At 67.2% G+C, this 21,459-nt stretch carries 21 protein-coding genes; 20 read left to right on the top strand and 1 reads right to left on the bottom strand.

The genetic code is table 11. The features are described from left to right. The first annotated feature begins 4 nt into the window (after window positions 1–4). From ACNJ7E_RS36645 to ACNJ7E_RS36560, 18 genes are all read left to right on the top strand, one after another. The gene (locus ACNJ7E_RS36645) at window positions 5–904 is read left to right on the top strand and encodes a restriction endonuclease (protein ID WP_005253670.1); all 900 of its coding nucleotides are present in this window, start codon (window positions 5–7) and stop codon (window positions 902–904) included. A gap of 166 nt (window positions 905–1,070) precedes the next feature. Continuing rightward, window positions 1,071–2,279: a serine hydrolase domain-containing protein gene (locus tag ACNJ7E_RS36640; RefSeq protein WP_280781583.1), complete on the top strand. Its 1,209-nt coding sequence runs from the start codon at window positions 1,071–1,073 to the stop codon at window positions 2,277–2,279. Between the two features lie 106 nt (window positions 2,280–2,385). Beyond that, window positions 2,386–2,808 (top strand): Rv3143 family two-component system response regulator, encoded by a 423-nt coding sequence (locus ACNJ7E_RS36635; protein ID WP_418342159.1) that lies wholly within the window; start codon window positions 2,386–2,388, stop codon window positions 2,806–2,808. Window positions 2,809–3,026: 218 nt separating this feature from the next. Then, the gene (locus ACNJ7E_RS36630) at window positions 3,027–3,386 is read left to right on the top strand and encodes an NADH-quinone oxidoreductase subunit A (protein WP_005239104.1); all 360 of its coding nucleotides are present in this window, start codon (window positions 3,027–3,029) and stop codon (window positions 3,384–3,386) included. Between the two features lie 49 nt (window positions 3,387–3,435). Further along, a complete protein-coding gene (locus ACNJ7E_RS36625) occupies window positions 3,436–3,990 on the top strand; it encodes a NuoB/complex I 20 kDa subunit family protein (protein ID WP_005239105.1) in 555 nt (184 codons plus the stop codon). Between the two features lie 132 nt (window positions 3,991–4,122). Continuing rightward, complete coding sequence (locus tag ACNJ7E_RS36620) at window positions 4,123–4,845, top strand: NADH-quinone oxidoreductase subunit C (protein ID WP_418342158.1); 723 nt, start codon at window positions 4,123–4,125, stop codon at window positions 4,843–4,845. After that, the gene (nuoD, locus tag ACNJ7E_RS36615) at window positions 4,845–6,161 is read left to right on the top strand and encodes an NADH dehydrogenase (quinone) subunit D (RefSeq protein ID WP_280781585.1); all 1,317 of its coding nucleotides are present in this window, start codon (window positions 4,845–4,847) and stop codon (window positions 6,159–6,161) included. The genes ACNJ7E_RS36620 and nuoD overlap by 1 nt, the downstream gene beginning before the upstream one ends. 67 nt (window positions 6,162–6,228) lie before the next feature. Beyond that, entirely contained in the window at window positions 6,229–7,188 is a 960-nt protein-coding gene (gene nuoE, locus ACNJ7E_RS36610) for an NADH-quinone oxidoreductase subunit NuoE (RefSeq protein WP_418342157.1), read from the top strand. 1 nt (window position 7,189) lies between these two features. Continuing rightward, window positions 7,190–8,488, top strand: a complete 1,299-nt coding sequence (gene nuoF, locus ACNJ7E_RS36605; protein WP_280781586.1) for an NADH-quinone oxidoreductase subunit NuoF — start codon at window positions 7,190–7,192, stop codon at window positions 8,486–8,488. A gap of 76 nt (window positions 8,489–8,564) precedes the next feature. Continuing rightward, on the top strand, window positions 8,565–11,030 hold the full coding sequence (locus tag ACNJ7E_RS36600; protein ID WP_418342156.1) for an NADH-quinone oxidoreductase subunit G: 2,466 nt from the start codon (window positions 8,565–8,567) through the stop codon (window positions 11,028–11,030). Next, entirely contained in the window at window positions 11,027–12,379 is a 1,353-nt protein-coding gene (gene nuoH / locus ACNJ7E_RS36595; protein WP_280781588.1) for an NADH-quinone oxidoreductase subunit NuoH, read from the top strand. The genes ACNJ7E_RS36600 and nuoH overlap by 4 nt, the downstream gene beginning before the upstream one ends. Further along, window positions 12,372–12,938, top strand: coding sequence for an NADH-quinone oxidoreductase subunit NuoI (gene nuoI, locus ACNJ7E_RS36590; protein ID WP_164061114.1), 567 nt, complete (start codon window positions 12,372–12,374; stop codon window positions 12,936–12,938). The genes nuoH and nuoI overlap by 8 nt, the downstream gene beginning before the upstream one ends. A 19-nt stretch (window positions 12,939–12,957) precedes the next feature. Next, on the top strand, window positions 12,958–13,779 hold the full coding sequence (locus tag ACNJ7E_RS36585; protein ID WP_283331321.1) for an NADH-quinone oxidoreductase subunit J: 822 nt from the start codon (window positions 12,958–12,960) through the stop codon (window positions 13,777–13,779). After that, entirely contained in the window at window positions 13,776–14,075 is a 300-nt protein-coding gene (gene nuoK / locus ACNJ7E_RS36580) for an NADH-quinone oxidoreductase subunit NuoK (protein ID WP_005239116.1), read from the top strand. Before ACNJ7E_RS36585 ends, nuoK begins: the two co-directional genes overlap by 4 nt. A 72-nt stretch (window positions 14,076–14,147) precedes the next feature. Next, window positions 14,148–16,070, top strand: a complete 1,923-nt coding sequence (nuoL, locus tag ACNJ7E_RS36575) for an NADH-quinone oxidoreductase subunit L (RefSeq protein ID WP_418342155.1) — start codon at window positions 14,148–14,150, stop codon at window positions 16,068–16,070. Continuing rightward, the gene (locus ACNJ7E_RS36570; RefSeq protein WP_418342154.1) at window positions 16,067–17,638 is read left to right on the top strand and encodes an NADH-quinone oxidoreductase subunit M; all 1,572 of its coding nucleotides are present in this window, start codon (window positions 16,067–16,069) and stop codon (window positions 17,636–17,638) included. Before nuoL ends, ACNJ7E_RS36570 begins: the two co-directional genes overlap by 4 nt. After that, entirely contained in the window at window positions 17,635–19,257 is a 1,623-nt protein-coding gene (gene nuoN, locus ACNJ7E_RS36565) for an NADH-quinone oxidoreductase subunit NuoN (RefSeq protein WP_418342153.1), read from the top strand. Before ACNJ7E_RS36570 ends, nuoN begins: the two co-directional genes overlap by 4 nt. 155 nt (window positions 19,258–19,412) lie before the next feature. Continuing rightward, window positions 19,413–20,147, top strand: a complete 735-nt coding sequence (locus ACNJ7E_RS36560) for a DUF1906 domain-containing protein (protein WP_280781593.1) — start codon at window positions 19,413–19,415, stop codon at window positions 20,145–20,147. Window positions 20,148–20,150: 3 nt separating this feature from the next. On the opposite strand, the gene ACNJ7E_RS36555 is transcribed toward ACNJ7E_RS36560, so the two are convergent. Continuing rightward, window positions 20,151–20,654 (bottom strand): nuclear transport factor 2 family protein, encoded by a 504-nt coding sequence (locus ACNJ7E_RS36555; protein WP_418342152.1) that lies wholly within the window; start codon window positions 20,652–20,654, stop codon window positions 20,151–20,153. 103 nt (window positions 20,655–20,757) lie between these two features. Here ACNJ7E_RS36555 and ACNJ7E_RS36550 point away from each other — a divergent pair, with 103 nt between their 5' ends. Continuing rightward, a complete protein-coding gene (locus tag ACNJ7E_RS36550) occupies window positions 20,758–20,904 on the top strand; it encodes a hypothetical protein (RefSeq protein ID WP_009479175.1) in 147 nt (48 codons plus the stop codon). A gap of 75 nt (window positions 20,905–20,979) precedes the next feature. Then, the gene (locus ACNJ7E_RS36545) at window positions 20,980–21,450 is read left to right on the top strand and encodes a MarR family winged helix-turn-helix transcriptional regulator (RefSeq protein ID WP_280781595.1); all 471 of its coding nucleotides are present in this window, start codon (window positions 20,980–20,982) and stop codon (window positions 21,448–21,450) included. Window positions 21,451–21,459: the final 9 nt, after the last annotated feature.

The raw sequence follows: 21,459 nt of genomic DNA, 5'->3' as shown, positions 1-21,459 counted from the left end.
CGGCATGCTTGTGGCCATGACTGTTCACGTTCCTCAGTACGTCGACCTCCTCTGGCCAGCGCTTCAGGCTGCCATTGCTCTCGGTGGTTCGGCGTCCAACGAGGAACTCGACAGCGCCGTCGTTGAGCGAGAAGGACTTTCGTCCGACGTGCAGGGGGTGCTGCACGGTGACGGTCCGAGCACCGAGATCGAGTACCGCTTGGCGTGGGCACGCACCTACCTCAAGGGGATGGGTCTGCTCACGAACAGCCGGCGCGGGGTGTGGAGCGTGACGGAGAAGGGCCGCGAGGTCGCCGAGAGCGAGATCCGCCCCCTGCACGCCGAGTTCTCCGCCGAGAACCGCAAGAAGAATGCTGCCCGCAAATCGGCGAAGGCGGCGTCCCGACGCAACGACGAACCGGATGCCAACATCGCCGAGGCCGAGAACGACGCCGACTGGAAGGACCTCCTGCTCGACACGGTCCTGAAGATGTCGCCGCCCGCGTTCGAGCGGCTGACTCAGCGGTTGCTGCGGGAGGCCGGGTTCTCGAGCGCATCCGTCACCGGTCGCGGCGGCGACGGGGACATCGAGGGACTCGGCGTGTACCAGTTGTCGCTGCTCAGTTTCCCCGTGTTCTTCCAGTGCAAGCGCTACAGCGGCAGCGTCGGGGCGGGTGCGGTGCGCGATTTCCGCGGCGCGATGGCGGGCCGCGGCGAGAAGGGCCTGCTCATCACCACCGGAACCTTCACCGGTGACGCCCGCACGGAGTCCAAGAGGGACGGTGCGCCGCCGATCGACCTCATCGACGGCGACCGGCTGTGCGACCTGTTGAAGGAGCATTCACTGGGTGTCCAGACCACCACGCGTCTCGTCGAGGACGTCGAGGTCAGGTCCGATTATTTCCACTCGCTGGAGCCGAAATGATGAGCGCCGGGTCACCTACCCGGCGCCCGGACACTCTTTCCCGTTGCGGTATGGCCACGAAGCGATCACGCAGGCCCTGAAGCGGTGCCGACACCGTCTTCTCGTGTGTAAAGAGGAAGTTAAATACACATGTCGCTGACGTGAAAGACGATCGAGGGAAGTCGTAATGACGACCACGGCGCCGTGGCCGTTGAAGGGCCACAGGGCACGGCCGCCCGCCGGGATGCTCGCGGACCGTCGCTTCGGGATGCTCGTCGACCAGTTCTTCCGACTTTTCCACGACAGCAGCCAGGGCGGCGGCGCGCTGGCCGTCTATCTCCACGGTGAACCGGTCGTCGACGTGTGGGCAGGATGGGCCAGCCGCGACACGTTCTGGCAGGACGACACCGTCACCCTCACGTTCTCCACCGGCAAGGGTGTCGCGTCCACCGTGCTGCACCGTCTCGCGGGACGCGGGATCGTCGACTACGACACGCCGGTGGCGCAGTACTGGCCCGAGTTCGCCGCCGAGGGCAAGGACGAGATCACGGTGCGCGAACTGCTGTCGCATCGCGCCGGGCTGCACCGGGTACGCGGGCTCGTGCCCGGACCGCTGAGTCTGATGGACCATTCCCTGGTCAGCGCCGCACTGGCCGCGGCAACCCCGGATCAGCGGCGGCTGAAGGTCCCCGGCTATCACGCGGTGACGTTCGGTTCGCTCGTCGCCGAACTGACGTCCCGCGCGGCCGGGAAACCCTTCACGGAACTGGTCCGCACCGAGGTCGCCGAACCGCTCGGGGTGAAGGAGTTCTGGTACGAGGTGCCGCCGGCCGAGCGTGCCCGGATCGCGAGGACCTTCCCGCACATCAACCCGTTCGGCGTTCCGTGGGGTGCCACGTCGTTCGCGATGTCGCGGCTGCCCGGTCTGCGCAACGTGGCCGACGCCGGCATGCCCGCCGGATTCGATGCCCTCGTCCGCAACCCCGCGATCCACGACAGCGTGATGCCCGGGTGGAACGGCGTGTTCAGCGCCCGCGCGCTGGCGCGGATGTACGGGGCGCTGGCGAACGGCGGAACCGTCGGCGGTGGGGAGTTCCTCCCACCGGACGTCGTGGCGCAGCTGAGTCAGGTGCAGACGACGGCCCGCGACTACGTCCTGGGCATTCCGATGAACTGGCGGCTCGGCTACCACGCGGGGATGGTGGCACGTCGCAGGCAGCCGTCGAATACTTTCGGGCACTACGGGTTGGGTGGGTCGGGTGCGTTCGCCGACGCCGACTCCGGGCTGTCGATCGCCTTCGTCACCAACCGGCTCGGCAACATGCTGACCCCCATCGCCGATCTCCGCCTGCCGAAGCTCGGCTCGACGGCGCTCGCCATCGCCGAGAAGCTGTAGCCGGGCCGCTCGCGCCGCCGGTGGAACCAATTCGATGTCGACGCGCCGTTTTTCGATCGACGCGAGCCGCCGGTCTGGAGGGCGGGGTACCGGTAGCATCGGGTCCGTGACCGACGCGACCGCCCACACCAGCCGTCCTGATCGGTTGCGTGTCCTCGTCTACAGCGACGATGCGAACACCCGCCAGAAGGTCGTTCTGGCGCTGGGGACGCGTCCGCACCCCGACCTTCCGAAGTTGGAGTACGTCGAGGTGGCGACCGCAGCCGTGGTGATCCGGCAGATGGATGCCGGCGGTATCGACCTTGCCGTCCTCGATGGGGAAGCGGTGCCCGCGGGCGGGATGGGGATCGCGAAGCAGTTGAAGGACGAGATCGACGACTGCCCCCCGATCCTGGTCCTGACCGGCCGCCCGGACGACGCCTGGCTGGCCACCTGGTCGCGGGCCGAGGCCGCGGTGCCGCACCCGCTCGACCCGATCCGGTTGTCCGAAGCGGTCATAGCGCTGCTGCGCACCCGCCTCTCAGCTTAGGCTCGCCTGACTCCGTTTCCCGCCGCGTGAAGGTGCATCGAGCGCCTGTGCCGCAGGGGTTTTCCGTGCTTCGAGATCGCCTGGAACTCGCACGGTCAAATCGACCGGGCTCGACGACTTCCCTTGTACGCTGTGGCATAACTCACAAGAGCGTAGCTTCGGAAACGACCGTCCGGGAATCGGGCGGACAGGCTCGGGAAGAGGGGAGCTGAGACGGCATGAATGTCTATGTGCCGATCCTCGTGCTCGGGGCGATTGCGGTCGCGTTCGCGGTCTTCTCCGTGATCGTGGCGAGGATCGTCGGTCCGAGGCGCTACAACCGTGCCAAGCTCGACGCCTACGAGTGCGGCATCGAGCCGACACTCTCGCCTCTGGGTGCCGGCCGCATCCCGGTGAAGTATTACCTGACGGCCATGCTCTTCATCATTTTCGACATCGAGATCGTGTTCCTCTATCCGTGGGCAGTTCACTTCGATGCTCTCGGCTTCTTCGGTCTCGGGGCCATGGCCCTGTTCATCTTCAACGTCTCCGTCGCCTACGCGTACGAGTGGCGGCGTGGCGGTCTCAGTTGGGACTGATCGGTCCCGTCAGCGATCCAAAAGCTAAGTCGGAAGAGAAGAGTCGGATATGGGCATCGAGGAGAAGCTGCCGAGTGGCTTCCTGCTGACCACGGTCGAAGGGCTCGCGGGCTATGTCCGCAAGGGCTCGCTGTGGCCGGCGAGTTTCGGGCTCGCCTGCTGCGCGATCGAGATGATGGCCACCGCAGGCGGACGCTTCGACATCGCCCGTTTCGGCATGGAGGCGTTCCGGGCGTCGCCGCGGCAGGCGGACCTGATGATCGTGGCCGGCCGGGTGAGCCAGAAGATGGCGCCGGTGCTGCGGCAGATCTACGACCAGATGGTCGAGCCGAAGTGGGTGCTGGCGATGGGCGTCTGCGCGTCGTCGGGCGGCATGTTCAACAACTACGCGATCGTGCAAGGCGTCGACCACATCGTGCCGGTGGACATCTATCTGCCGGGGTGCCCGCCGCGGCCGGAGATGTTGCTGAACGCGATCCTCACCTTGCACGAGAAGATCCAGCAGATGCCGCTCGGCGTTCATCGCGAGGAGGTGGCGCGGGCGGCGGAGCAGGCGGCGCTGGCCGCCACCCCCACCATCCAGATGAAGGGCCTCCTGAGATGACCGGCGCGGAAACGAGGGAGCGAAGCGAACCGGGCAGGTTGGAGCCGGGCCGTGGTTCGAGGGAGCGAAGCGAACCGAGCGGTTGGTGCCGGGGCCGTGCGGTCTGGACCGAGGAGCGAGGGAGCGTAGCGAGTGAGTGACGAAGGAAGACCGCACGACCAAGCCCCGGCACCCGCGAGCAAAGCGAGCCGAGTTACAGAACAGATCGGTGTGCGCAAGGGACTGTTCGGGGTGCGGGGTAGTGGGGATACGTCGGGGTATGGGCGGTTGGTGCGTCCGGTGTTGTTGCCGGGAAGTACGCCGCGGCCGTATGGCGGGTATTTCGACGAGGTCGCGGATGGGCTGGGGGCGGCGTTGGCGGACTCGGGTGTGGGTTTCGAGGTGGCGATCGAGTCGGTTGTGGTGTTTCGGGGTGAGGTGACGTTCGGTGTGCGGCGGGAGTTTTTGCCGTTGGTGGCGCGGGCATTGCGTGATGAGCCGGATCTGCGGTTCGAGATGTGTCTGGGTGTGAATGGTGTGCATTTCCCGCAGGATGCGGGCCGGGAGTTGCATGCGGTGTATCCGTTGTTGTCGATCACGCACAATCGTCGGATTCGTTTGGAGGTGGCGGCACCGGATGCGGATCCGCACATCCCGTCGTTGTACGAGGTGTATCCGACGAATGATTGGCACGAGCGGGAGACGTACGACTTCTTCGGGATCGTGTTCGATGGTCATCCGTCGTTGACCCGGATCGAGATGCCGGATGACTGGCCGGGTCATCCGCAGCGGAAGGATTATCCGCTCGGCGGCATTCCCGTCGAGTACAAGGGCGCGGAGATCGCGCCGCCGGACGAGCGGCGGGGGTACAACTGATGAGCGAGGACACGGTTTTCACTGTCGCCGGTCAGGATTGGGACGAGGTCGTCGATGCGGTGAAGGCGTCGTCGGGTGATGCGGGTTCGGAGGGCGCCGAGGAGCGGATCGTCGTCAATATGGGTCCGCAGCATCCGTCGACGCATGGGGTGTTGCGGCTCATCTTGGAGATCGAGGGTGAGACGGTCACGGAGGCCCGGTGCGGTATCGGTTATCTGCATACGGGGATCGAGAAGAACCTCGAGTACCGGACGTGGACGCAGGGCGTGACGTTCGTGACGCGGATGGATTACCTGTCGCCGTTCTTCAACGAGACGGCGTATTGCCTCGGTGTGGAGAAGTTGCTGGACATCACGGATGAGGTGCCGGAGCGGGCGAGTGTCATCCGGGTGATGTTGATGGAGCTCAACCGCATCTCCTCGCATCTGGTGGCGTTGGCCACGGGTGGTATGGAGTTGGGGGCGGTCACGGCGATGTTGTTCGGTTTCCGGGAACGTGAGCTGGTTCTGGACGTGTTCGAGATGATCACGGGTCTCCGCATGAATCATGCGTATATCCGGCCGGGCGGGTTGTCGCAGGATCTGCCGGAGGGTGCGGTGGAGAAGGTGCGCGAGTTGCTCGCGTTGATGCCGGAACGGCTGCGGGACATGGAGAATCTGCTCAACGACAACCGCATCTGGAAGGGGCGTACGCAGGGTATCGGGTATCTCGATCTCACGGGGTGCATGGCGCTCGGTATCACGGGTCCGATGCTGCGGGCGACGGGTCTGCCGCACGATCTGCGGAAGTCGCAGCCGTATTGCGGTTACGAGAACTACGAGTTCGACGTCAGTACCGATACGGGGTGTGACGCGTACGGCCGCTATTTGATCCGGGTCGACGAGATGAAGGAGTCGCTGAAGATCGTCGAGCAGTGCCTCGACAAGTTGCGACCGGGCCCGATCATGGCGGAGGACAAAAAGATCGCGTGGCCGGCGGATCTGACGTTGGGTCCCGACGGTCTGGGTAATTCGCCCGGGCACGTCCGCGAGATCATGGACTCTTCGATGGAGTCGCTGATTCATCACTTCAAGTTGGTGACGGAGGGTTTCCGGGTGCCGCCGGGGCAGGTGTATGTGGCGGTGGAGTCGCCGCGGGGTGAGCTCGGTGTGCACATGGTGAGCGACGGCGGCACCCGCCCGTTCCGGGTGCATTTCCGGGATCCGTCGTTCACGAACCTGCAGTCGGTGGCGGCTACGTGTGAGGGCGGCATGGTTGCGGATGTCATTGCGGCGGTTGCGAGCATCGATCCGGTGATGGGGGGCGTGGACCGATGAGGCCCCTGCCAAGGAGCTCGGTGGGTGGGCCGTGTGGTCTGGATCGAGGAGCGAGGGAGCGCAGCGAGTGAGTATCGAGGGAAGAGCGCACGACCAAGCCCAGGGACCCGCGAGCGTAGCGAGCCGAAGCGCACAAGTCTTCATCGAGTTCGGACCCCGGCCGGAGGAGAACGGGCTGTTGGTGCGGCCGGGTGCGCGTGAGGAGTATCCGCCGGAGGTCGGTGCGCGGCTGGACGCCGATGCCGACGTCGTCATCGGGCGTTACCCGAATTCGCGGTCCGCGCTGCTGCCGCTGCTGCATCTGGTGCAGGCGGAGGACGGGTGTATAACGCCGGCGGGGATCGAGTTCTGTGCCGGCCGGCTCGGGTTGACCGGCGCGGAGGTGGCTGCGGTGGCGACCTTCTATTCGATGTACCGGCGCGACCCGACGGGCGACTACTACGTCGGAGTGTGCACCAACACGTTGTGCGCGATCATGGGCGGCGACGCGATCCTCGCCGCGCTGGAGGAGCATCTCGACCTGCCGCACGGTGGCACGTCCGAGGACGGCAAGGTGACGCTGGAGCACATCGAGTGCAATGCGGCGTGCGATTACGCCCCGGTGGTGATGGTCAACTGGGAGTTCTTCGACAATCAGACCCCGGAGTCGGCTCGATCACTCGTCGATTCCCTGCGTTCGGGGGAGCGGGTGTCGCCGAGCCGCGGTGCGGCGCTGTGCACGTTCCGGGAGACGGCCCGCATTCTCGCCGGGTTCCCCGACGAGCGTCCCGGCGCGTCGGCAGAGGGCGGCACCGCGGGCGACGCCACACTGGCCGGCCTGCGTGTGGCGCACGAACGGGGCATGACGGCGCCGGATCCGGCGGAGACGTCGCTGATCCCGGAGCCGTCGTCGCGGAACACCGAGCCGGTGGCGGCGGAATCGGCGAAGGACCAGCCGGCGCCTGCCCCGTCCGCGACGGTGCCTGCGGAGCGGTCCACCTCGGAGACGGATCCGGCGGCCACCGACCCGGGTCGAAAGGGAGACTGACATGCCGCTGACCCCTGTCCTGAGCCGCTACTGGGACGAGCCCGAGTCGTGGACCCTCGACACGTACCGTCGCCACGACGGGTACGAGGGCCTGCAGAAGGCGCTGCGCATGGACCCGGACGAGGTCATCTCGACCGTCAAGGAGGCCGGACTGCGGGGTCGTGGTGGTGCCGGGTTCCCGACCGGGATGAAATGGTCGTTCATCCCGCAGGGCGACGACAAGCCGCACTACCTCGTGGTCAATGCCGACGAGTCGGAACCCGGCACCTGCAAGGACATGCCGCTCATGCTGGCGACGCCGCACGCGCTCGTCGAGGGCGTCATCATCGCGGCGTACGCGATCCGCGCAGGGCACGCCTTCATCTATGTGCGCGGTGAGGTGGTGCCGGTGCTGCGCCGGCTGCAGGCCGCGGTCGCGGAGGCGTATGCGGCGGGCTACCTCGGCACGAACATCCTGGGCAGCGGTTTCGACCTCGAACTGGTCGTGCATGCGGGTGCGGGGGCGTACATCTGCGGGGAGGAGACGGCGCTGCTCGATTCGCTGGAGGGTCGCCGCGGTCAGCCTCGGTTGCGTCCGCCGTTCCCCGCGGTGGCCGGTCTCTACGCGTCACCGACCGTCGTCAACAACGTCGAGTCGATTGCGAGCGTCCCGCCGATCATCGTGAACGGCATCGAGTGGTTCCGGTCGATGGGCAGCGAGAAGTCGCCCGGCTTCACCCTGTATTCCCTGTCCGGGCACGTGACGAAGCCCGGACAGTACGAGGCCCCGCTCGGAATCACCCTGCGGGAGTTGCTCGAGTACGCGGGTGGAGTCCGCGCCGGGCACCGGTTGAAGTTCTGGACTCCGGGCGGTTCCTCGACACCGATCTTCACCGACGAGCACCTCGACGTCGCCCTCGACTACGAGGGTGTGGGGGCCGCCGGGTCGATGTTGGGCACCAAGGCTTTGCAGATCTTCGACGAGACCACGTGCGTGGTGCGTGCCGTGCTGCGCTGGACCGAGTTTTATGCGCACGAGTCTTGTGGCAAGTGCACGCCCTGCCGGGAAGGCACCTATTGGCTGGTGCAGATCCTGGAGCGGCTCGAGCGAGGGGAGGGGACCGACGCCGATCTGGAGAAGCTGCTCGACATCGCCGACAACATTCTCGGCAAGTCGTTCTGCGCTCTCGGTGACGGTGCGGCCAGCCCGATCATGTCTTCCATCAAGTACTTCCGCGACGAGTACCTCGCACACTTCGAGCAGGGCGGCTGCCCGTTCGACCCGCATCAGTCCACGCTCATGGCGGGAGTACACGCATGAAGCCAGCGAGCGTAGCGAGCGATGTTACGGCGCGGAGGCCGCGCGTTCTGGACCGAGGAGCGAGGGGGCGCAGCGAATGAGCGACGAGGGAAGGGCGGGCGTGAAAGCCCCGGTGCCCGCGAGCGGAGCGAGCCCTGACGCAGTGAGCGTTGTCATCGACGGTGTCGAGGTCAGTGTTCCCAAGGGCACGTTGGTGATTCGTGCCGCGGAGATGATCGGCATTCAGATCCCGAGGTTTTGCGACCACCCGCTGCTCGATCCGGTCGGCGCCTGCCGTCAGTGCCTCGTCGACGTGGAGGGGCAGCGCAAGCCGCTCGCTTCCTGCACCACGACCGTCACCGACGGCATGGTCGTCCACACCCAGCTCACGTCGCCCGTCGCCGACAAGGCGCAGAAGGGTGTGATGGAGTTGCTGCTGATCAACCATCCCCTGGACTGCCCGGTGTGCGACAAGGGCGGCGAGTGCCCCCTGCAGAATCAGGCGATGTCCAACGGGCGCGCGGAGTCGCGCTTCGGGGAGGTCAAACGCACGTTCCCCAAACCGATTCCGCTGTCCACGGAGGTCCTGCTGGACCGCGAGCGGTGTGTGTTGTGCGCGCGGTGTACCCGGTTCTCGCAGCAGGTCGCCGGCGACCCGTTCATCGAACTCATGGAACGGGGCGCGCTGCAGCAGGTCGGGATCTACGCGAAGGAACCGTTCGAGTCGTACTTCTCCGGCAACACCGTCCAGATCTGCCCGGTGGGTGCGCTGACGGGTTCGGCGTACCGGTTCCGGGCCCGCCCGTTCGACCTGGTCTCCAGCCCCGGCGTCTGCGAGCACTGCGCGAGCGGGTGCGCCCAGCGCACCGATCACCGGCGGGGGAAGGTGCTGCGCCGGTTGGCGGGCGACGATCCCGAGGTCAACGAGGAGTGGAATTGCGACAAGGGGCGGTGGGCATTCGCCTACGCCACCGAGCGCGACCGGATCACCGCCCCGTTGGTCCGCGGCGACGACGGCACGCTGGCACCCGCCTCCTGGTCCGAGGCCCTGGCCGTCGCGGCGCGGGGATTGGCCGCCGCGCGGGGCAACGCGGGTGTTCTGGTCGGGGGCCGGTCGACATGGGAGGACGCCTACGCCTACGCGAAGTTCGCGCGAACAGCGCTCGGCACCAACGACATCGACTTCCGCAGTCGCGCGCACTCCGGCGAGGAGGCCGAGTTCCTGGCCGCCCGGGTGGCGGGACAGCGACTCGCGGTCACGTACGACGATCTCGACGCCGCGCCGGTCGTCCTTCTCGCCGCGTTCGAGCCGGAGGAGGAATCACCGATCGTCTTCCTCCGCCTGCGCAAGGCCGCGCGGGCGAAGGCCGTTCCGGTCTACTCGATCGCGCCGTACACATCCCGTGGCCTGGAGAAGACGTCCGGCCGGCTGCTCCGGTCCGCGCCGAATGCGGAGGCGGAGGTCCTCGACGGACTCCGCACGGGTGATCTGGACTCCGGTGTCACCGAGCTGTTGCGCAGGCCGGGTGCGGTCATCGTGGTCGGGGAACGACTCGCCGGGGTGCCGGGGGCCCTGTCTGCAGCGGTCCGGCTGGCCGACGAGACCGGGGCCCGGCTGGCCTGGGTGCCGCGACGGGCCGGCGAACGCGGTGCGCTCGAGGCGGGCGCGCTGCCCGGACTGCTCCCGGGTGGCCGACCGGTGGACGATCCGGAGGCGCGGCGGCAGGTCGCGTCGGTGTGGAACGTCGCAGACCTGCCGGAGACGGCAGGCCGGGATACCGCGGGCATCCTCGCCGCGGCCGAGGCGAAGACGCTGGGGGCGCTCCTGATCGGCGGTGTCGAGGCCGACGATCTCCCCGACCCGCAGGCCGCGTTGGCCGCCGTCGCGACGGCAGGTTTCGTGGTGAGTCTGGAACTGCGGCACAGTGCGATCAGCGAGCGCGCGGACGTGGTGTTCCCCATCGCACCGGTCATGGAGAAGCCGGGCACCTTCCTCGACTGGGAAGGGCGCGCACGCGATTTCGACGCCGCCCTCCGCGCCACCGGGTCGATGCCCGATCAGCGGGTGCTGCACGCGATCGCCGGCGAAATGGGTGTTCCGCTGGGTCTTCCGGACGCCGCGACCGCACGGCGCGAACTGGAGAGGCTCGGCGCCTGGGACGGTGACTTCCCGGATCCGCCCGGCCACCCGCAACCGCCGCGGCGGGAACCCGGGCCGGGGGAGGCGGTGCTCGCCACCTGGCGGATGCTGCTCGACTCGGGACGACTGCAGGACGGGGAACCGCACCTGGCGGGCACTGCCCGGACGCCGGTCGTGCGGATGTCCGCGGCCTCGGCGGCCGAGTCGGGTGCCGGTGACGGAGATCCGGTCACCGTGACGACGGAACGGGGCGCCGTCACCCTGCCGTTGGTGATCACCGACATGCCGGATCGAGTGGTGTGGCTGCCGCTCAACTCGCCCGGATCGGCTGTCTACCCGCAACTGGCTGCCCGGGCGGGGGACGTCGTGAACGTCCGCCGGGCGGCCGGCACCAACGGGATGGTTCCGGGAGGTCCGCTGTGACGATCGAGGGCGTCTACCCCGACCCGGCGCTGTTCGGGCACGACCCGTGGTGGCTGGTGCTCGGCAAGGCCCTGGCCATCTTCGTGTTCCTCGTCCTCACCCCGCTTCTGACGATCCTGGCCGAACGCAAGGTCATGGCGTGGATGCAGATGCGCGTCGGCCCGAACCGGGTGGGCCCGCGGGGAATGTTGCAGAGTCTCGCCGACGGCATCAAGCTCGCGCTGAAGGAGGGGATCGTCCCGAAGGGTGTGGACAAGCCGATCTACATCCTGGCGCCGGTCATCGCCGCGGTACCTGCGTTCATGGCGTTCGCCGTGATCCCGTTCGGCCCGGCGGTGTCGATCTTCGGGCACTACACGCCACTACAGCTGACGGACCTCCCGGTGGCCGTCCTCTACGTCCTCGCGGCCACGTCGATCGGCGTCTACGGCATCGTCCTCGCCGGCTGGGCGTCCGGCTCCACGTACCCGTTGCTGGGAGGGCTGCGCTCGACGGCGCAGGTGATCTCGTACGAGATCGCGATGGCGTTGTCGTTCGCGGCCGTCTTCCTGGACGCCGGAACGATGTCCACGTCGGGCATCGTCGCCGCCCAGGAACACACCTGGTACGTCTTCCTGCTGCTGCCGTCGTTCCTCATCTACGTCACGTCGATGGTCGGCGAGACCAACCGGGCGCCGTTCGACCTGCCCGAGGCCGAAGGCGAACTGGTCGGCGGGTTCCACACCGAGTACTCCTCGCTGAGCTTCGCGATGTTCATGCTCGCCGAGTACGTGAACATGGTGACGGTCTCGGCGCTCGCCACCACGCTGTTCCTCGGCGGCTGGCACGCCCCGTTCCCGCTGAGCCTGTGGGACGGCGCGAATTCCGGGTGGTGGCCGGTGCTGTGGTTCACGCTGAAGGTCTGGGGCTTCCTGTTCGTGTTCGTCTGGCTGCGCGCCACGCTGCCCAGGCTGCGGTACGACCAATTCATGGGTCTCGGCTGGAAGATCCTCATCCCGATCTCGCTGGTGTGGGTCATGATCGTCGCCACCGTCCGGGCCTTCCGCAACGAGGGGTACGACGCCCGGACGATCGCGCTCGTCGTCGCGGGCCTCGTCGTGGCCCTCGTCGTGGTGGTGCTGTTGTGGAAGCGGCTGCGCCCGGGTCGCGTTCGCGCAGCCGAGAAGCCGGTCGAGCCGCGCGGACGCGCCGAACTGTCCCCGGAGACACTCGAACCGTTCGACCCCATGGCCGGTGGATACCCGGTTCCTCCGATGCCGGGTCAGACGCTGCCTGCGTTCCGGCGCACGCCCGTCTCCGTCACCGGCGCGCACTCCACCGGATCGACCCAGGAGAACAGCGATGACTAAATTCCTCGGCCCCATAGCGGGTTTCGGCGTGACCTTCTCGACGATGTTCAAGAAATCGAATACCGAGTTCTACCCGGAGGAGAAGGTGCCGACGGCGGCCCGCTACCACGGCAGGCACCAGCTCAACCGTTACGCGGACGGGTTGGAGAAGTGCATCGGGTGCGAACTGTGTGCCTGGGCGTGCCCCGCCGACGCCATCTACGTGGAGGGCGCCGACAACACGGACGAGGAACGCTTCTCGCCCGGCGAGCGGTACGGCCAGGTGTACCAGATCAACTACCTGCGCTGCATCGGGTGCGGGCTGTGCATCGAGGCGTGCCCGACGCGGGCGCTGACCATGACCAACGAGTACGAGATGGCCGACGACAACCGGGCCGGCCTGATCTACGAGAAGGATCGGCTGCTGGCCCCGCTCGAGCCCGGCATGGTCGAGTCGCCGCACCCGATGGCCCCGGGCACCACCGCCGAGGACTATTACCGCGGCACGGTGACCGGGGGAGCGGCGGCTGCGGCTCAGGACGAGTCCGAGGTCGAGGACACGGCGGGGGACAGGCCGTGATCGCGGGAGGAGAGCCGACGTGGTGAACACGGTGCCGTCCGCGGTCCAACTGGTCGCGGAACCCTTCACCCAGACCTCGACGGGCGAGGGTGTGCAGTTCTGGGTCCTCGCGACCGTGGCTGTGATCGGCGCGCTCGGGGTGGTCAGCGCAACCAAGGCCGTCTACTCGGCGATCTTCCTCGCGACGACCATGATCATCCTGGCCGTGTTCTACATAGCCCAGGGCGCGCTCTTCCTCGGTGTCGTACAGATCGTGGTGTATACCGGCGCGGTCATGATGCTGTTCCTGTTCGTGCTCATGCTCATCGGTGTCGATTCCTCCGAATCCCTCGTCGAGAACCTCCGCGGTCAGCGGGTGGCCGCGATCGCGGCGGGGCTGGGATTCGGACTCCTGCTGATCGGCGGCATCGGCAGTGCGTCCGTCTCCGCGTTCACCGGTCTCGATCAGGCCAACGCGGGAGGCAACGTCGAGGGGCTGGCCGAACTCGTGTTCGTCCGGTACGTGTGGGCTTTCGAACTCACCGGCGCGTTGCTGATCACCGCGACCATCGGTGCGATGGTGCTGGCCCACCGGGAGCGTTTCGAGCGGCGGAAGGACCAGCGCGAGCTGTCCCAGGACCGCGTCCGCGAGGGGGCCCGGGTCACACCGCTGCCCAGTCCGGGTGTGTACGCGCGGCACAACGCGGTCGACATACCGGCGTTGCTGCCCGACGGCACATTCTCCGAGCTGTCCGTCAGCCGGTCGCTCGAACGGCGGCCGAGCCTGCCCGCGCGGGCGCTGGGCACCGCGGACGTCGCGACTCCCGAACCCGGTGCGACAGACGAGGAGGGTCGGCGATGAACCCCGAGAACTATCTCTACCTGTCGGCGCTGCTGTTCACGATCGGTGCGGCCGGGGTGCTGATCCGGCGCAACGCGATCATCGTGTTCATGTGCATCGAACTGATGCTCAACGCCTCGAATCTGGCGTTCGTGACGTTCGCCCGGATGCACGGCAACCTCGACGGTCAGGTCTTCGCGTTCTTCACGATGGTCGTCGCGGCCGCCGAGGTCGTGGTCGGTCTGGCGATCATCATGACCATATTCCGTTCCCGCCGTTCGGCTTCCGTCGACGACGCCAACCTCCTCAAGAACTGACGGGTCCCCGATGACGCACATCCTCGAGAAGGTGACTTTGCCCGACGACGACGCCCCGATCGGCGGTGCGGCATGAGCGGAACGCTCTCGTCGGCCGTGTGGCTGCTGCCGGTTCTGCCCCTACTCGGCGCCGCCGTGCTCCTGCTGGCGGGCCGCCGCAGCGATGCGTGGGGCCATCTCCTCGGCTGCGCGACGGCATTGGTCTCCTTCGCGCTCGGCGTCGTCTTCTTCGTCGACATGCTGGGCAGGGACGCCGCCGAGCGGGTCGTGCACCAGACCCTGTTCAGCTGGGTGCCGGTCGGCGAACTCCAGGTGGATTTCGGTCTCCAACTCGACCAGCTGTCCGTGTGCTTCGTTCTGCTGATCACCGGGGTGGGTTCGCTGATCCACATCTACTCGGTCGGCTACATGGCGCACGATCCGGAGCGCAGGCGATTCTTCGCCTACCTCAACCTGTTCCTCGCGGCGATGCTGCTGCTGGTGCTGGCCGACAACTTCCTGGGCCTGTACGTCGGCTGGGAGGGCGTCGGTCTCGCCTCGTACCTGCTCATCGGGTTCTGGCAGTACAAGCCGTCCGCGGCGGCGGCCGCGAAGAAGGCGTTCGTGGTCAACCGCGTCGGCGACATGGGCCTGGTCCTCGCGATCATGATCATGTTCTCGACTTTCGGCTCGATCGAATTCGCCGACGTGTTCACGCGTGCCGACGCCGCCAGCGAGGGGGTGCTCACCGCGATCGGGCTCGCGCTGCTGCTCGCCGCCTGCGGCAAATCGGCGCAGGTCCCGTTGCAGTCCTGGCTCGGTGACGCGATGGAGGGCCCGACACCGGTGTCGGCGCTCATCCACGCCGCGACCATGGTCACGGCGGGTGTGTATCTGATCGTCCGGTCCAACGCGATCTTCGACCTGGCCCCGAATGCCCAGCTAGCCGTGGTGATCGTCGGGGCGGTGACCCTGCTGTTCGGCGCGATCATCGGCTGCGCGAAGGACGACATCAAGAAGGCGCTGGCGGCCTCCACGATGAGCCAGATCGGGTACATGGTGCTGGCCGCCGGTCTGGGACCGGCCGGGTACGCGTTCGCGATCATGCTGCTGCTCACCCACGGCTTCTTCAAAGCCGGCCTGTTCCTCGGCGCAGGCTCGGTGATGCACGGCATGAACGACGAGGTGAACATGCGCCGCTACGGCGGTCTGCGCACCGTCATGCCGATCACGTTCGTCACGTTCGGGCTGGGATACCTGGCCATCATCGGGATTCCGCCGTTCTCCGGCTTCTTCTCCAAGGACAAGATCATCGAAGCGGCGTTCGCCGCCGAGGGCGTCCAGGGCGTCGTCCTCGGAACGGTCACGTTGCTCGGCGCGGGACTCACCGCCTTCTACATGACCAGGGTGATGCTGATGACCTTCTTCGGACAACCGCGGTGGGCTTCCGGGGCGGGCGACGAAAAGGGGGATGTTCCCGTCGCCGACCCACACGAATCGCCAGGGGTGATGACGGTGCCGATGATCCTGCTCGCGGTGGGCTCGGTCGCCGCCGGCGCCCTACTCGCCGTCGGCTCCTCCCTGCAGCACTGGCTGGAACCGGTGGTCGGTGCCCACCACGGCGAGCCCGCCCTGCCCGTGTGGGCGATCACCGCACTCACGCTGGTGGTGGTGCTCGCGGGAGTCGCGGTGGCCTACCGGCAGTACGCCCGGCAGCCGATCCCCGAGGTCGCGCCTGCCGACGTCACCGCGTTCACTGTTGCGGCCCGGAAGGACCTGTACGGCGACGCGTTCAACGAGGCGGCGCTGATGCGTCCCGGGCAGGAACTGACGCGAACACTCGTGACCGTCGACGGCAGCGGCGTCGACGGTGCCGTCAACGGGTTCGCCGCGCTCGTCGGCGGAACGTCGATGCGGGTGCGGCGCCTGCAGACCGGGTTCGTCCGGTCGTACGCGCTGTTCATGTTCGCGGGTGCGGCCCTCCTGGTCGCCACGATGCTGGTGAGGCTGTGGTGAGCGGCTTCCCGTGGCTGACCGCCCTCTGGGTACTGCCACTCGTCGGCGCCGGTGTGGTCCTGGCATTGCCCGTCCACAAGCGCGCCCTCGCGAAATCCGTCGCCGTGGGCGTGTCCGTGGTGGTGCTGTGTCTGGCAGTCGTGCTGGCGATCCGGTTCGATCCGACCGGCGAGCAGTACCAGTTCGTGGAATCCCACGCCTGGATCCCGGCGTTCGGCACCCGGTACATCCTGGGCCTGGACGGAATAGCGCTCGTCCTGGTGCTCCTCACCACCGTTCTGGTGCCGCTGCTGTTGCTGGCGGGGTGGAACGACGGTGACACCGCGCCCGACTACGGGCAGCGGCGGATGGCCCACACGTACGTGGCGCTGACGCTGATGGTCGAGGCGATGGTGATCGTGTCGTTCACCGCCCTCGACGTCCTGCTCTTCTACATCTTCTTCGAGGCCATGCTCATCCCGATGTACTTCCTGATCGGAGGATTCGGCGGGGTGGGGAGGTCGTACGCCGCGGTGAAGTTCCTGCTCTACAACCTGTTCGGCGGCCTGATCATGCTCGCCGCGGTCATCGGGGTGTACGTGGTGACGGCGCGTCAGGACGTCTTGGGCGGCGGCACCTTCGACTTCCGGGTGATCGTCGCCGAAGGGCTGGACGCCGACCCCGGCGTGCTGAAGGCACTGTTCCTCGGTTTCATGTTCGCGTTCGCGGTCAAGGCGCCGTTGTGGCCGTTCCACACGTGGCTGCCGGGCGCCGCGGTGGAAGCCACCCCTGCGAGTGCGGTGCTCATGATGGCCGTGGTGGACAAGGTCGGGACGTTCGGCATGCTGCGGTACTGCCTGCAGATGTTCCCGGAGGCGTCCGCGTACTTCGCTCCGTTCGTCACGGTGCTGGCGGTAATCGGAATCATCTACGGCGCGGTACTGGCTATCGGTCAGACCGACGTGATGCGACTGATCGCCTACACGTCGATCTCGCACTTCGGGTTCATCATTCTCGGCATCTTCGCCATGACGAGCCAGGGACAGGCCGGTTCGACGCTGTACATGGTCAACCACGGCATCTCGACCGCGGCGTTGTTCCTGATCGCGGGGTTCCTGGTGTCGCGGCGCGGCACCCGCCTCATCGCCGACTACGGCGGCGTGCAGAAGGTCGCGCCGGTGATGGCCGGGACGTTCCTCGTGGCGGGCCTCGCAACGCTGTCGCTGCCGGGGCTGGCACCGTTCATCAGCGAGTTCCTCGTCCTGGTGGGCACGTTCTCGCGCTACCAGATCGCTGCCGTGGTCGCGACTTTCGCGCTCGTCCTCGCCGCGATCTACGTGCTGTGGCTCTATCAGCGGATGATGACCGGGCCGCTGAAGGAGGGCAACGAGACCGTCCGCGATCTCGTGCGCCGTGAGATCGCGGTGGTGGCACCGCTGATCGCCCTGCTGCTCGTCCTCGGCGTCTACCCCAAGCCCGTGCTGGACGTCATCACCCCCGCGGTGGGCCACGTCCTCGTCACCGTCGGTCAGCACGATCCTGCACCCACCGTCGCCGGGCAGGACCCAGAGGGAGGCACACACCGATGAGTACCTCCGAACTCGTACTCGCCCAGTCCACGACGCTGCGAGCGCCGGACATCGAATACGGTCAGCTGGCACCCATGTTGATCGTGTTCGGTGTGGCCGTCGCCGGTGTGCTCGTCGAGGCGTTCCTGCCCCGGCGCGGCCGCTACTCGAGCCATCTCGTCCTCGCGCTCGGGGGACTCACCGCCGCGTTCGTGGCCGTCGTCATGCTCGCCGGGACCCGCGACTCCGCAGTCGGGGGCGCGGTGGCCGTCGACGGTCCGACGCTGTTCCTTCAGGGGACGATCCTGCTGATCTCGATACCCGCGATCCTGCTGATCGCCGAGCGGAGCGTCGACAGTGGGGTCCGAGTGGCGACCGCGGAGGTCACGGCCGCGAGCGGAGCCGAGCCGGAAGGCGGAACCGACGCCTTCACCCCGCAGGCGTTCGCCGTCCCCGGCAGTGTCGCCGAATGGGAGGCCACCAAGAACGCCCCGGGGCATACCGAGGTCTTTCCCCTCACCCTGTTCGCGGTCGGCGGGATGCTCCTGTTCCCGGCGTCCAACGACCTCCTCACCATGTTCGTCGCGCTCGAGGTGCTCTCGCTGCCCCTGTATCTGCTGTGCGGGCTGGCGCGGCGTCGCCGTCTCCTGTCGCAGGAGGCCGCCCTCAAATACTTTCTGCTCGGGGCGTTCTCGTCGGCATTCTTCCTGTTCGGTGTGGCCTTGCTGTACGGCTACGCGGGCACCGTCGAGTTGCCGCGGATCGCGGACGCGCTCGCCCGGGGCGCCGACGACAAGACTTTGGCGCTGATCGGTACCGCGCTCCTGTCGGTGGGCCTGCTGTTCAAGATCGGCGCCGTCCCGTTCCACTCGTGGATTCCCGACGTCTATCAGGGTGCGCCGACTCCGATCACCGCCTTCATGGCGGCGGCCACCAAGGTCGCGGCCGTCGGCGCGATGCTGCGCATCTTCTACGTGGCTCTGCCCGACCTGCGCGCAGACTGGCGGCCCGTGATGTGGGGCGTCGCCATCCTCACCATGGTGGTCGGTGCGGTCATGGCCGTCACGCAGAACGACGTCAAGCGGATGCTCGCGTACTCGTCGGTCGCGCACGCCGGCTTCATCCTCACCGGTCTGATCGCGGCCAACCGGGCGGGTCTGTCGTCCACGATGTTCTACCTCCTGGCATACGGATTCAGCACACTCGGCGCGTTCGCCGTCGTCACCCTGGTGCGGGACAGCCGGGGCGAGGCGACGGACCTGTCGCGGTGGGCGGGGCTGGGTCGGCGTTCGCCACTGGTCGGCGGGGTCTTCGCACTGTTCCTGCTCGCATTCGCCGGAATCCCGCTGACGAGTGGGTTCGTCAGCAAGTTCGCGGTCTTCCAGGCCGCCATCGAGGGCGGTGCCGTTCCGCTCGTCCTCGTCGGTGTCGTCAGCAGCGCGATCGCGGCGTTCTTCTACGTCCGCGTCATCGTCCTGATGTTCTTCTCGGAGCCGCAGAGCGACGCCCCGACGATCGTGGTGCCCAGCATGTTCACCGCCGCGGCCATCGCCGTCGGAGTGGTGGTGACGGTGGTGCTCGGAATCCTGCCGCAGGGGGCACTCGATCTGGCCGAGCAGGCTGCGGTGTTCTTCCGCTGACGCGTTGCGCCGCGCGGGTCGCGAGTGTCCGATGTGACGGATGTAGTCCAAGTGGCTGGCGGGACCCGTGTGAGTGTGGTGGAATGCAAACCGGACAACATACCGACTGAGCGAGAGTGAATGTCGGAGACACGCCGGAGCGCGACCGATCGGATATGGGGGCCACAGTGCAGATTTCTCGGAGAGACCTGTTCCGGTACGCGGCAGCGGGATCCGCCGTGGCCGGGATCGCGGCGCTCACGTCCACCACGTCCTCGGTCGCCGTCGCGAAGGCGGACAGTCTCGGCATCCTGATCGACTACGCCGGTGGGGTGCCGTCGGCGGACGCCATCCTCGAGGCCGGTTATGCCGGCGCCATCCGCTACGTGTCCGACCGCCGTCCCGGCGCCGAATGGATGGAAGGCAAGCCGATGCTCGCCGACGAGGCGCAGGCGTTGCTCGACGCCGGACTGTCGGTCGTCTCGTGCTATCAGTTCGGCAAGGGTCCGACGGCCGATTGGCGCGGCGGTCTCGAGGCGGGCAAGCGGCACGCGGAGCGTGGGCTCGAATTGCATCTCGCCGCAGGAGGTTCCGAGGATCGACCCATCTACGCGTCCATCGACGACAATCCCACGCCCGCCGATTTCCTCACCATGATCGCCCCGTACCTCGCCGGGTGGGAGTCGGTGGTCGGCAAGGCGAACACCGGCATCTACGCCAACTCCACGACGCTGGATCTGGCGGTGCTCGCCGGCCTCGGGTCGTGGTACTGGCAGCACGACTGGGGCACACCCGAGGGGTACGTCCACCCGTCGGCGCACCTGCACCAGTACGAGATCGACGCGAGCAACGTCGACGGGATCGGTATCGATCTCAACGACATCCTCAAGCCCGACTACGGCCAGTGGTGACCGCTAGGCCGCCGGTTGCCCGCCCATCCTCGTGAGCCACTCCCGGGCGTCGTCGGGTAGCGTGCCGGCGGCTTCCGCTGCGCGACACCACTTCTTGGCCGCGGCGAGGAAATTCATCGGGTTGTACGCGTCTTCCTCACGCGACCACAGGTTGTCGCCGGCGTAGTGCAGGATCGTGATGTTCGCTGCGGCGTGCTCCGAACCGTCGCCGGGATCCTCCATGGGGTTGTCGATCTCGCAGATGACCCATCCGCGGTCCTCGTCGATCACGTACCAGTTCGCCGGGAACGCGGTCATCCGGCTACCGGGGAAGGCCGACATGGTGCGCGTGACCCATTTCCGAATGGCCTCGCGTCCGCCGAAGTGTCCGAAGGCGTGCTCGACGTACACGGCGTCCTCCGTGAAGAGGTCGGCGAAGCCGTTCCAGTCTCCGAGTTCGACGCAGCGGCTGACGGTTCGCTGGTAGTGCGCGAAGGCCTCTTCGAGCTCGGCACGACTCCACGGCATGTGTGCATCCCCTTCTCTCGTCCGGCACCCGAGTGCGAGCGCCTCCGGAAATAAGAACACGTTTCAGTTCGTGGGTGGGGCATTTTCCGGTGGATGGGACGGCGTGAAACGCTCCTCGGCGCAACTCCGATTACCTGTTGTCACTCTTTTCACTCTGGAACCCGGAGGTTCTCCCATGGAGCTGCTCGTCAATTTCGTGTACACCGTCGCCTCGGTCCTCTACACCGCGCTGTTCGTCAACGGGTCCTGATCGGGATGTGCACGCTACACATCTTGTGTATGGTGCACAATAATGCCTCGGGCAGAATGACGGTAACTACGGGAGGTGTCGGTGTCCGAACGCGACGAGGTGGCGGCTGCTGTCGAGAACGAATTGACATTGCTGTCGCGCTATCACGCCCATGCGCAACGGGCGGGATTCCAACTCGACCGTTCCGCCTACCTCCTCCTCGGACGACTGGAACTGGAACATCCGCTCAGCCTGAAACAGCTCGCCGAGGCCTTCCGGCTCGACATCTCGACGATCAACCGGCAGATCGGCGCCTTGCTGAAGCGCGGCCTCGTCGAGCGCGTCCCCGACCCGGACGGGGGAATGGCCCGCAAGGTCGAGGCCACCGCGCTTGGGCTCGAACAGCTTCACGCCGACCGGGCGCTGGGCCGAAAAGGCGTCGAGCGCATCATCGCCGAGTGGAGCGACCACGACCGGGGCGAGCTGCGCCGGCTGCTGACGAAATTCAACGGCGAAATCGAGAAGTACGACGGCAACTCCTGGCCGCGCACCGGGCGGACGTCCTGACCGGACCGA

It is taken from the genome of Rhodococcus mengyinensis, from assembly GCF_048381435.1.
Classification (GTDB): domain Bacteria; phylum Actinomycetota; class Actinomycetes; order Mycobacteriales; family Mycobacteriaceae; genus Rhodococcus_F; species Rhodococcus_F opacus_D.
The sequence above is the reverse complement of the archived record's forward strand: the minus strand, read 5'-3'. Positions and strand labels throughout refer to the sequence as shown.